9 protein-coding genes are annotated in these 10,968 nt (G+C 73.1%); 6 read left to right on the top strand and 3 right to left on the bottom strand.

What is annotated here, in order from left to right:
• Positions 1 to 150: 150 nt before the first annotated feature.
• On the bottom strand, positions 151 to 942 hold the full coding sequence (locus tag ACFWJW_RS33720) for a DUF4190 domain-containing protein (protein ID WP_387248321.1): 792 nt from the start codon (positions 940 to 942) through the stop codon (positions 151 to 153).
• 192 nt (positions 943 to 1,134) lie between these two features.
• Between ACFWJW_RS33720 and ACFWJW_RS33715 the strand changes: the two genes are divergently transcribed.
• The 3 genes from ACFWJW_RS33715 (at position 1,135) to ACFWJW_RS33705 (ending at position 6,258) form a co-directional block, all read left to right on the top strand.
• The gene (locus ACFWJW_RS33715; RefSeq protein WP_387248318.1) at positions 1,135 to 3,438 is read left to right on the top strand and encodes an N-6 DNA methylase; all 2,304 of its coding nucleotides are present in this window, start codon (positions 1,135 to 1,137) and stop codon (positions 3,436 to 3,438) included.
• 340 nt (positions 3,439 to 3,778) lie between these two features.
• Positions 3,779 to 4,486 carry a hypothetical protein gene (locus ACFWJW_RS33710; RefSeq protein WP_387248315.1) on the top strand — a complete coding sequence of 236 codons (708 nt, stop codon included), beginning with the start codon at positions 3,779 to 3,781 and terminating at the stop codon, positions 4,484 to 4,486.
• Positions 4,483 to 6,258: a protein kinase gene (locus ACFWJW_RS33705; protein ID WP_387248312.1), complete on the top strand. Its 1,776-nt coding sequence runs from the start codon at positions 4,483 to 4,485 to the stop codon at positions 6,256 to 6,258. The genes ACFWJW_RS33710 and ACFWJW_RS33705 overlap by 4 nt, the downstream gene beginning before the upstream one ends.
• A gap of 66 nt (positions 6,259 to 6,324) precedes the next feature.
• On the opposite strand, the gene ACFWJW_RS33700 is transcribed toward ACFWJW_RS33705, so the two are convergent.
• Both ACFWJW_RS33700 and ACFWJW_RS33695 read right to left on the bottom strand, forming a co-directional pair.
• The gene (locus tag ACFWJW_RS33700; protein ID WP_387248309.1) at positions 6,325 to 6,870 is read right to left on the bottom strand and encodes a GNAT family N-acetyltransferase; all 546 of its coding nucleotides are present in this window, start codon (positions 6,868 to 6,870) and stop codon (positions 6,325 to 6,327) included.
• Positions 6,867 to 8,129 carry a hypothetical protein gene (locus tag ACFWJW_RS33695; RefSeq protein WP_387248306.1) on the bottom strand — a complete coding sequence of 421 codons (1,263 nt, stop codon included), beginning with the start codon at positions 8,127 to 8,129 and terminating at the stop codon, positions 6,867 to 6,869. Before ACFWJW_RS33695 ends, ACFWJW_RS33700 begins: the two co-directional genes overlap by 4 nt.
• A 257-nt stretch (positions 8,130 to 8,386) precedes the next feature.
• On the opposite strand from ACFWJW_RS33695, the gene ACFWJW_RS33690 reads away from it, so the two are divergent.
• The 3 genes from ACFWJW_RS33690 to ACFWJW_RS33680 all read left to right on the top strand — a co-directional run bounded on the left by ACFWJW_RS33690 (position 8,387) and on the right by ACFWJW_RS33680 (position 10,854).
• Complete coding sequence (locus ACFWJW_RS33690; RefSeq protein ID WP_387248304.1) at positions 8,387 to 8,638, top strand: hypothetical protein; 252 nt, start codon at positions 8,387 to 8,389, stop codon at positions 8,636 to 8,638.
• Positions 8,639 to 9,048: 410 nt separating this feature from the next.
• A complete protein-coding gene (locus tag ACFWJW_RS33685) occupies positions 9,049 to 9,687 on the top strand; it encodes a SurA N-terminal domain-containing protein (protein WP_387248301.1) in 639 nt (212 codons plus the stop codon).
• Between the two features lie 150 nt (positions 9,688 to 9,837).
• Positions 9,838 to 10,854, top strand: a complete 1,017-nt coding sequence (locus tag ACFWJW_RS33680; protein WP_387248299.1) for a nucleoside triphosphate pyrophosphohydrolase — start codon at positions 9,838 to 9,840, stop codon at positions 10,852 to 10,854.
• Positions 10,855 to 10,968: the final 114 nt, after the last annotated feature.

Here is a 10,968-nt window from a genome sequence, read left to right as displayed (position 1 = left end):
CGGGTGGCCGCGGCGCTGCGCCGGCGGGGCGGGCTGGGGTTCAGCCGTGTCCCTGGGGGGGTGCGTCCCCGGGGTGGCACGGCCGCCGGCCGGGCCCGGCGGGCTCGCGGTGCCGGGCCGGGGTCCGGAGCGGGGCGGGGAGCCGGTGGCTCAGAGGGCCAGCTTCCAGCTCGACGAGTCGAGCAGCAGGTCCGGAGTGACCTCGACGTCGAGCTGCTTGGCGCTCGGCGGTGCGTCGAAGACCATCTCGACGCTGGCGGTCTCGCCGGGGCCGATCTCGTTGCCGAAGTCGTGGTGCAGGATGCCGTGCTTGTCGTCGTCGACCTCCTCGGCCTCCTTGCCGTTGGCCCGGGCCTTGGTCTGGACGAGGGGCTTGTCGAACGCCTTGCTGCCGGTGTTCTTGATCGTGACGGTGAGCTTGTAAGCCTTGTTGCCCTGGGTGTGGCCGCTGACGACGGTGCTCGGGTCGACGGTGTAGGGCGCCGCCTTGGAGACGGACACCTGCACGCCGTTGTTGTACTTCGCCGTCTCGCCCGGGCCGAGGTCCTCGGCGCTCTGGCCGGAGCCGTTCTTCGGCTGGCCGGAGCTCTGCTCCACCTGCTTGTGCACCTCGTCGACCGCCTTGTTGACGGCCAGCACGGTGACGATGACGCCGACGACCGCCAGGACGAGCGCGAGGGCGCCCAGGATCGTGCCGGTCACCGCCACGCCCTTGTTCGTGGCCTGGCCCTTCTTGGCGCGGCTGAGGCCCACCAGACCGAAGATCAGGGCGAGCACGCCGAGCGGTCCGGCGAGCCAGAACAGGATCATCGGGATGCCGCTGAGCGCGCCGATGATGCCGAGGATCAGGGCGGCGACACCGAGCCCGTTGCGGGCCGCCTGGGGGGCCGGAGCGCCGGTGGGCCCCTGTGGTGCGGGCTGGTAGTGCATCTGCTGAGACATGCGAAGGGGCCCCTTCCGGGCGCTCAAGAATCGATTGCTGCCGAAGCGATGGGTCAATAACAGCAGAGGGTGTGAACCGAGTCAACATGAATGATGGAAGCTGAGTAGTTCACGCTGTGAAGGGGCAGGTATATCGCTGCTGGGTATGCTTGCCGACACAGCGGTCGGGGGCCACGGATGGGAGTCAGCCAGGTGCCGGACAACGCATCACCGGACAACGCGACGGGCGGTACGGCCGAGGTGACCGCCGCCGGCACCGCCGAGGTGACCGCCGCCGGTATCGCCCGGCTCGCCGGGGTCGGCCGGGCCGCGGTCAGCAACTGGCGGCGCCGGCACGCGGACTTCCCCAAGCCGGTCGGCGGCACCGAGACCAGCCCCGCCTTCGCCCTCCGCGACATCGAGCAATGGCTGCGCGACCAGGGCAAACTCGCCGAGGTCCCGCTCCGTGAACGGGTCTGGCAGCAGCTCGTCGGGCACCCGGCCGGCACCGCGACCGCGCTGCGCCAGGCCGGTGCCGTCCTGCTGCTGGTCCATGAGCGGCCCGCGGTCTGGCAGCAGCTGCGCACCGCCGCCGACGACGCCGAACTGACCGGTGTGCTCCCCGCGATGCTGGACGCCGTCCTCGCTGCCCGGCTCGGCCCGGAGCACCCCGTACGCGGACTGACCCGCGAGGCGCTCGCCCCGTCCGCCGCGCTGGTGCGGGCCGCCGGTGACCTCGCGGCGGCGGACGGCGCCCCCCAGGCGTACACCTTCCTGCTCGGCCGTCACCTGGACGCCAACCCCCGGCAGTACACCCTCACCCCGCCGGGACCGGCCGCCCTGATGGCCGAACTGGCCGCGTCGGCCGGACCGTTGGGCAGCGTCCTCGACCCGGCCTGCGGCGCCGGCGCGCTGCTGGCCGCCGCCCAGGAGCGCGCCGGGCAGGACCGCGGCGGGCAGGACCCCACCGGGCAGGAGACCGCTGACGGAACGGACGGTGCGGGCACCACCGCCTCGCAGGCCGGCGCCCCCGGCGCCCCCGACGCCCCCGTCACCCTGCACGGCCAGGAAGCCGACCCCGACCTCGCCGCGCTCACCGCGCTCCGCCTCGCCCTGAGCGCCCCCGGCGCCCCGGTCCGGGTCCGCGCCGCCGACACCCTGCGCGCCGATGCCTTCCCGGACCTCGCCGCCGACGCCGTCCTGGTGCACCCGCCGTTCAACGAGCGGAACTGGGGCCATGACGAACTCGCCTACGACCCCCGGTGGGAGTACGGCTTCCCGGCCCGTACCGAATCCGAACTGGCCTGGGTGCAGCACGCGCTGGCCCGGCTCCGGCCGGGCGGCACCGCCGTCCTCCTCATGCCGCCCGCCGCCGCCTCCCGCCGCTCCGGCCGCCGGATCCGCGCCGACCTGCTGCGCCGCGGCGCCCTGCGTGCCGTCATCGCCCTGCCCGCCGGCGCCGCCCCGCCCAACGGCGTCCCGCTGCACCTGTGGGTGCTGCGCAAGCCCGGCGGCCAGCCACCGGCCCCCCACCTCCTCGTCGTCGACACCGCCGACCTCGCCACCGGCGCCCCCGCCGGCCGCGACCGGCCCGACTGGCAGAGCGTGCACACCACCGCCGTCGAGGCATGGCAGACCTTCGACCGCGAGGGCGGCATCGAGGAACAGCCCGGCGTGCGCCGGTCGCTGGCCGCCATCGACCTCCTCGACGACGATGTCGATCTCGCCCCGGCCCGGCACCTCCCGCCGCCCGCGGCGGCCGGCGGCCCCGCCGAACTCGCCCGGGTCCGCGAGCGGCTGACCGCCACCCTCGCCCGTACGACGGAGCTCACCCCGCGGCCCGCGCCCGGCGACACCGTCCCGGACCCCGCCGCCACCGCCCGCCGGCCGCTGACCACCGTCGGCGAACTCGCCCGTTCCGGCGCCCTGGTGCTGCGCGCGGGCGGCGCCGGCACCGCGGCGACGAGCGGGGGCACCCTGCTCATGGGCGCCACCCCGCCCGAGGGCGGCCGGGAGCCCGGGGAAGCGCCCGCGGTACTCACCGACCATGACGTGCTCGGCGGCGGCGCCCCGTCCGGCGCCCTCCCCGAAGCGCCCGCCTCCGGGCCCGCGGAGGAGGCGGTGCTGCTCCGCGAGGGCGATGTGGTCGTCCCGGTCCTCGGCGGCGGCGCCGTCGCCCGGGTCGTCGACGAGGCCACCGCCGGGGCCGCCCTCGGCCGCAACCTCACCCTGCTGCGGCCCGACCCGGCCGCCCTCGACCCGTGGTTCCTGGCCGGCTTCCTGCGCGGCACCGCCAACACCCGCCAGGCCAGCAGCTACGCCTCCACCGCCACCCGGCTCGACGTCCGCCGGCTGCACCTGCCCCGTCTGCCACTCGCCGAACAGCGCCGCTACGGGCAGCGCTTCCGCGAACTGGCCGACTTCGAAGGCGCGTTGCGACTGGCGTCCCGGCTCGGCGAGCAACTGATCCAGGGGCTGCACGACGGGCTGACGGAGGGGTCGGTGGCGCCGGACTGATGGAGGGCCGGAGGGCGTTGGGTTGATGGGGGGTTGGGCGGCGCCGGGTTGTCGGGGGCCGGGAGGCGTGGGACCGTCCGGCGGCCGGGAGGCGTTGGGCTGACGGAGGGCTCGGTGGCGCCGGACCGGCTCGAACGGGCCGCGGAGGGCCGGCCGGGCGGCCTGGCCCCGGCCCCGCAGATCCGATCGTCCAATCCGTACAACCTCGCACGCGCGGTCGGCGTCGTATATACGCTCGCAAGCACGTATGCGCAGCCGGGCCCGCCCGCGCCAGGGGGTGGCGCCGCGGGCCGCCACGACGCCGCCCCCGCCCGCCACGAACGATCCGTCAGGAGCAGCAATGCACGGCCCCGCCCCGGCCCCTCCGCCGTTCCGTCCCCCGGCGCCGGGCACGGTCGTTCTGCTGCGGGTGCTCTTCGTGGCCGTCGGGGTGCTCAGCCTGGGCTTTCTGTCCTGGGCCACGCTGCTGCGGGCCGCGCTCGTCCAGCGCAAGCCGCTGGGGTGGTGGCTGTTCGGCGCCGATGTGGCCCTGCTCGCCGCCACCATCATGTGGTCCGGGGGCTACCCCGACACGGACTGGCACACGGACGTCGCGGTCGCCGTGATCATGCTCCAGATGGCCGGCGCCGTGGCCTACTACCTCGTGGTCGACCTGCGGGCGGCACGGCCGGCCGGCCAGCCGTACGGGCCGCCGTCCGGGCAGCTGCCGGGCTTCGGAGCCGCCTACGGTGCCGGACCGGCGGGCTATCCGGCCGGGGGGCCGGCCGCCGGGGCGGCGCCGCACCCGTACGGTCCGGCGGTCCCGCAGCACGCCCCCGGGCTCCACCCGTACGCCGCACCGGGCGGCGCCACCCCCGTCAACCCGTACGCCCTGACCGAGACCCGGCTGCCCCAGCCAGGGGGACCGGCCGCACCGCCCAACCCGCCGCCGCCCGCGGGCCCGTATGCCGCGTCCCCGGACCGGCCCCAGCCACCGCAGCGCATCGACCGGGTGCGGGCCGAACTCGATGAGCTCAGCGACTTCCTCCGCAAGGAGGAGGGCCGGTGAACGGCCGGGTCATCGGCGGGCGTTACGAACTCTCCGCACTGCTCGGCCAGGGCGGGATGGGCCAGGTCTGGATCGGCTACGACCGCCGTCTGGACCGCCGGGTCGGCGTCAAACTGCTGCGCCCCGACCGGGTGGCGGGCACCCCGGACGGCGAGGAGATGCGCCGCCGCTTCGTCCGCGAATGCCGGGTCACCGCACAGGTCGACCACCCCGGGCTGGTCACCGTCCATGACGCGGGCAGCGACGACGAGGACCTCTACCTCGTCATGCAGTACGTCGAGGGCGCCGACCTCTCCGACCATCTCGCCGAGCACGACCCCTACCCCTGGCCCTGGGCGGTCTCCGTCGCCGCCCAGCTCTGCGCCGTACTGGCGTCCGTCCATGCCGTCCCGATCGTCCACCGCGACCTCAAGCCCCGCAATGTCATGATCCGGCCGGACGGCTCCGTGGTCATCCTCGACCTGGGCATCGCCTCCGCCCTGGACACCGACACCACCCGTCTCACCCACACCGGCTCCCCCATCGGCAGCCCCGCCTACATGGCGCCCGAGCAGGCGATGGGCGGTGCGGTCGGCCCGCACACCGACCTCTACGCCCTCGGGGTCCTGCTCCACGAACTCCTCAGCGGCGAGGTCCCGTTCGCCGGCTCCACGGCGCTCGGCGTGCTCCACCGTCACCTCCACGAGGAGCCCGTCCCGGTACGCACCCTGCGCCCCGACGTCCCCGAGGCCCTCGAAGCCCTCGTCCTCCGCCTCCTCCGCAAGGACCCCCAGGCCCGCCCCGCCGACGCCCAAGAGGTCTACCAGGCCCTGGCCCCGCTCCTGCCCACCGCCACCACCGGCCCGCAGGCCGCCCAGTCCCCGCCCGCCCCGCTCGCCCCCATGGACCCCACCCGGCCCTTCCGCCAGCCCCACGCCCCCTGGCCGACCCGCTCCGCCGGCTCGCCGGCCGCCGCCCCGACACCGACCGCCCTCTCCACCCCACAAGTACCGGTGTCCCCGCCTCCCACCGGGCCGGGTCTCGTACCCCGCCAAGGCAGCTCCTCCCGCCGGGCCGCGACCCCGCACCCGGCCCCGGACCCCCGCACCTCCGCCGTCCCCGCCGCCCCGGGCACCTCCCGCCCCGGCGCCTGGACCTCCGCAGCCGTCCCCCACACCCCGGCCCCCTCCACCGCTCCGCCTGCTCCCGCCCCCGCACCCGCCGCCACCTCCGGACCGGACGTCGCCGCCGCCGTCGACGAGGTCAAGAGCCTGCTCGACCAGGGCCGGATCACCCACGCCGTGGACATCCTCGGCGGCATCCTGCCGGCCGCCGCTGAACGGCACGGCGCCCACTCCCCGGTCGTCCGCACCCTGCGCAAGCAGTACGCCGCCACCCTCATGGACGACGGCCAGTACCGCCGCGCCCTGCCCGAACTCCGCCTGCTGGCCGAGGAGTTCGGCCAGGAATCGGGCGCCGGCGCCACCCGCCAGGCCCTCCAGTTCCACTACGAGGCCGCCCAGTGCCTGGAACAACTCGGCGAGGTCGCCCAGGCCCTGGAGGAGTACCGCGCCCTCCTCCCCTACTTCGAGCACTACGCCGACGACCCCGTACGCCCCCTGGAAATCCGCCGCTCCATAGGCCACCTGCTCCTGGCCCAGGGTGAACGCGGCGCCGCCCACGAAACCCTCACCCGCCTCCTCTACGACGCCGAACGCCTCCACGGGCCCCACCACCCGTTCCCGGAGGAGCTGCGGAGGACGTTGTATTGGCTGGGGAGGGTGCAGGCGTGAAGGCCATTTCGCCGCGGGAAGCCGGGTCGTGAAGGCAGATGAGAGTGGAGTGGTTGGCCCGGTCGGCTACCTTGCGGCGTCGCGCACCGGGCGGGCCATGCAGGCAAGGACCGGTGATTCCGGCGACGGCTGCACCTCTCCGATGACTGTGTACCCCCATCCCTCATAGAGCCGCTGAACCCTTCCCTCGCCTGCGGCCGGGTTCACCATGAGGGTCGCGTACGGTTCGCTCCGCGTGGCCAGCAGCTCATCGTGGATGTGGCGGGCAACTCCTTTTCCCCTCCACTGCGTTGTTACCCCGATCTCCTTTACCGCAACTGCGGGAGCGGCTGTGTAGAGCGTGGGGACAGGTGTGGTCATCCGGGCCCACCAGCGGTCATCGGGTTCGATGGTGTTGGCGTAGACATAGCCGACGGGGTCATCGCCCGCATAGGCGATGACGCTTTGCCAGCCGGGTTCGGCGGCATGGCGGTCGAGACGCTCGGCGAACACGTCGACGCGGTAGTTCGGCAGATGCAGCAGCTCGGCCCGTACGTCCGTGTACAGGTCGATGAGCTTCTGCCGGGAGTGCGGCAAAGCCGTGTAGCGCTGAAGCTTGACGGGTGCAGTCATGCCGGGGCCTCTCGCTCGTACTGCGTCCATGCGTGGGTGTGTGGGCTACGCGGCGCGCACTCGTGCAGACAGGCGCCGAAAGCGCGGAGCATCCCGGAAATGCGGGGGTGGTGAACGGCGGCGAGAGGGATGCTCATGGCTGTGGATACGGCAGGTTCGAGATCTCCTTGTCCGAGCTGGGCGCGGGCAAGTCGTGCCGTGGTGATCGCGCGAGACCGGTGCATGTGGGCACGGAGCGCTGCCAGGCTGCGATGGGCGTGTGCTTCCGCCGTGCTCCAGTCACCGAGGGCGAGGTGCGCGGCGAGGGCGAGGCTGTCCAACTCGGACTGACCATAGAAGGCTTTGATCCATACCGGGCGAGGCGCGGCATCTTCCGCCCGGTCGAGTGCTTCCTGCGCATGATCGAGTGACCGGCGCACCGCCTGCCGGTCGTCGGTCGTGCCGTGGATGGCGGCATGCCGGGCGTGCCCCAGGGAGCCAAAGAGCGGATCACGCCGGGCAACGGAGAGGCTTCGCGCCACGTCGTTGGCCGCGAGTGCGTCCGATGGGCGGCGCAGATGCCGGTACAGAGTTCCTGCGTGCGACCAGATCCGAAACTGGATCGCCTGGTCGCCGGACATTCCTGCCAGGCGGGAGGCCCTGTCGTGGTGCCGTTGTGCCGCATCGAAGCGGCGCCCGTCGATCGCTGCCCACATCGCGCTGGAGGTGAAGGCGGCAGCCACGGCGTAGAGCTGACTGCGTACGCGCTGACCAGCCGACCCACGGTCCTGAAGATCCAAGGCTTCGGCGGCCAGTTCGAGTGCACGGGTCTCAATGCCGCGCACGCCCCCGTGCTGGTGGTCCCCGGCCACAACAGTGGCGAACTTCCGCTGAAGCCGGGCGACGTCAGACATGCCGATGCGGTGGGGTGCGGCGGAGGCGGGGGGCGCGACGGCGGAAGCCGCGGTGGCGGTGAGGAAATTGCGGCGGTTCACGGGGTCCTCCTGCGATGGTGCCGGGGCGGGTGCGGCGCGGCCCCGGGGCACGAACCCCAAGGCTGTGACCGGTACGCCGGTCACCTTCTCCAGGGCCGCCCGGGTGGCGGACTTCGGCCAGCGGACCCGTCCCGCCTTCCAGTCCCGTACCGATGACCCGTCCAGCCCTCCGGTTCGGCCCGTGAGGTTACCGACGGCCCGATTAACCGCGTCAGCCAGTGTGTTGGAGCTGTAGCCGTGTTCAGCCATCCACGCTGTGAGCGCTTGATTCCGCGTGGTGTCCATGCCCGCACGGTAGGCCCCGGCACACCTGGCAGTCAGGCCAATAGGTGGTCAAATCGCCCTAGGGGTGCCGCCGGAAGCCTGCTGTAGCGCACTAACCGCGTCCTCTTGCCACCGCGTTGGCTGAGCGAAGCTGCCCGCGCTTCTCCGGTGCTTACGGAAATCCCATCGGCTTTCGGACGCTGCGGCGGCTTCGCGGTCCGGTGCCACCTCCGGTCACGGACCGTCTCGTCTCAAGACGCTCGGGAAAGGACCATCCGATGAAGTCGACGTTGCAGCACCGATCGCTCGGCCTGGGGCACTGGTCGCACCCTCTGCTCGGCCAACGGGTGATCGACCACGCCCACGGTGACCGGATCGGGGTCTTCCGCGCTCTCGCCCCCGACGTGCAGCGCGGCAGTCTTGACCCGGTCCTCAAGGTCCCGGACACACCGCCTGTGGCTTGGCTCTCGCCAGAGGGCGGCGGCGTCGAGTGGACGACCGGCCTGGACATGATCGAGACCGCGCAGTGAGCCCTGGACAGCGCCCGGAAGTCGGCGACGAGGTCGAATACGCCCCGGGACGTCTGGCCGTCGTGACGGACATCCGGAAGGGCGTCATCTACTTACGGGGACCAGGGAGCCGGGAGTGGCCGGTGGAGGAACCGGCGGCACTGACCGTTTCACGGACCCGGGCGGAACGGATCGCGGCAGACGACGTGTGGTGAGGTCACAGCCCGGCCGGGCACGCCCAGCGGGAGCAGGTCGGCGAGCCCACGGCCGCCGGGCGCGCCTCTCAATGGGTTCCCGCCGCAGCGCGGCCGTGGCAGCGGAACCGTCCGCACCCCAGATCGTTGGCCGAAGCAGTGGCCTGGGCCACGCCGACTCCATAGCATCGATCAATCAAGGTCGAGACTCCGTCGCACGATCTGCCGGGAGGCCATGTGTTCCGCCGAAGGACAGCGCTCTCCGTTTCCGCCGCCGCCGCTCTGCTGGCCGCGACCCCGTTGCTGGCCGCCTGTGGCAACGATGCCCATCCCGGTGCCGCGGCCATCGTGGACGGGAAGCGGATCACCGTCTCGCAGTTGCAGGCGAAGGTGAAGGACGTGCGCGACGCCCAGGCCGAGTCCCCGCAGGGCGGGCAGCTCATCATGAGCACCGGGCGGCTGAGCCTGGCCACGCTCAACGGCATGATCTTCGACGAGGTGCTGGCGCGCGGTGCGAAGGACGCCGGGGTGACGGTCAGCCGTGGTGACATCCAGAAGTGGCGGGGCCGGGCCGAGAAGCAGGCCGGCAGTGCCGAGCGGCTGAAGGCGATGTGGCTTCAGCAGGGTGTCGCCCCGGACGAGATCGATGCCATGGTCCGCAATCAGCTGCTGCTCGACGGCGTCGCCGAGCATCTGCACGCGGACCGCCGCGCGCCGCAGGGTCAGCAGAAGCTCGCTCGCGCGCTGGCCAAGACCTCCCGGTCCATGGGGATCGACGTCAATCCGCGGTTCGGCAAGTGGGACGACCAGCAGGTCATCCTCGGCGAGACCAAGGACCCGTGGATCACCAGGGAGCCCGCGAAGCAGCAGACCTGACCGGGCGCACGCGGCATGGCCGGCGGTCGACGGTCGGCGGCCGGGGCCGGGGCCGGAGCACGTTCGCCGGCTGCCGGCCGGGCCCCCGTCAGCCTGCCCGGCCACCCACCGCCACCGGTCGGTGTCAGTGCCGTGCGTTACGTTCGAGACGTGAACGCTGACGCCTCCTCCGCCGCCGGCACCGGCGCCGATGCCCGTCCCGAGGGTGCCGGTACCGGACGCCTGGTTCTGCTCACCACCAGCCACCGGGTCGCCCCGGGGCTCCTGTCCTGGCCCGCCTGGCAGATATTGCGGGCGGCCGACCGTGTGGTGAGCGCCGATCCGGACCATCCGCAGCTGCCCTATCTGCGGGAGGCCGGTATCGAGGTGGAGACCGCCGCGCCCGCCGCCCGCGAACTGGTCGACTACTGCGTGCCGGAGGCCCGTACGGCCGTCGTGCTGACCTCGGCGGTCGGTGAGAGCGCGCTGACCGACGGCCTGGCACGGCTGGCCGGCTCCGGCCGGGAGACCATGCCGGATCTGGAGCTGCTGCCCGGCTCCTACGACCTGCCCGGTGCCCGGCTGCTCGATCTCGTCCAGGTCATGGACCAGATCCGCGCCGAGTGCCCCTGGAGCAGCGTCCGTACGCACCGCGATCTTGCCAAGTACGGCATCGAGGAGGCGTATGAGCTGGTCGAGGCCATCGAGGAGGGTGACCGCGCGGAGCTGCGGGAGGAGCTGGGGGATGTGCTCCTCCAGGTCGTCTTCCATGCCCGGATCGCGCAGGACGATCCGGACGAGCCGTTCTCCATCGACGATGTGGCGGGCACGATCGTGGAGAAGCTGCTGCACCGCCACCCCCATGTCTTCGGGGAGGAGGACGCGGCCACTCCGGAGGACGTCAAGGCGCACTGGCTGCGGAAGAAGGCGGAGGAGAAGCAGCGGGAGTCGGTGACCGAGGGGATTCCGCTGGCCCAGCCGGGGCTGGCGCTCGCGGCGAAGCTGGCCTCGCGGGTGCGGACGGCGGGCATCGAGGTCGCGCCGCCGGCCGGGGAGGGCATCGGCTACGAACTGCTGGCGCTCGCCGTACGGGCGGAGGCGGAGGGCGTCGACCCGGAGGCCGCTCTGCGCGCGGCGGCGCGGGCCTACCGCGACGCGGTGGTGGCCGCCGAGGGCGCCGCCAACTAAACGGTGCCAACTAAGCGCCGCCAACTAAGCGGTCCCCATTGGGCGGTCCTCATTGGGCGATGCCCCTTGAGCCATGCTCATTGAGCGCTCCGGGGCGCCACGCGGTGCCCCTTG

The sequence above is a fragment of the Streptomyces sp. NPDC127097 genome (assembly GCF_042724075.1).
Classification (GTDB): domain Bacteria; phylum Actinomycetota; class Actinomycetes; order Streptomycetales; family Streptomycetaceae; genus Streptomyces.
This window is presented reverse-complemented; position numbering and strand designations above follow the sequence as displayed.

Bases quoted from the DNA above. Each gene is read 5' to 3' on its own strand.
- ACFWJW_RS33720 (WP_387248321.1), bottom strand. From the start codon at position 942: ATGTCTCAGCAGATGCACTACCAGCCCGCACCACAGGGGCCCACCGGC.
- ACFWJW_RS33710 (WP_387248315.1), top strand. From the start codon at position 3,779: ATGCACGGCCCCGCCCCGGCCCCTCCGCCGTTCCGTCCCCCGGCGCCG.
- ACFWJW_RS33695 (WP_387248306.1), bottom strand. From the start codon at position 8,129: ATGGACACCACGCGGAATCAAGCGCTCACAGCGTGGATGGCTGAACAC.
- ACFWJW_RS33690 (WP_387248304.1), top strand. From the start codon at position 8,387: ATGAAGTCGACGTTGCAGCACCGATCGCTCGGCCTGGGGCACTGGTCG.
- ACFWJW_RS33700 (WP_387248309.1), bottom strand. From the start codon at position 6,870: ATGACTGCACCCGTCAAGCTTCAGCGCTACACGGCTTTGCCGCACTCC.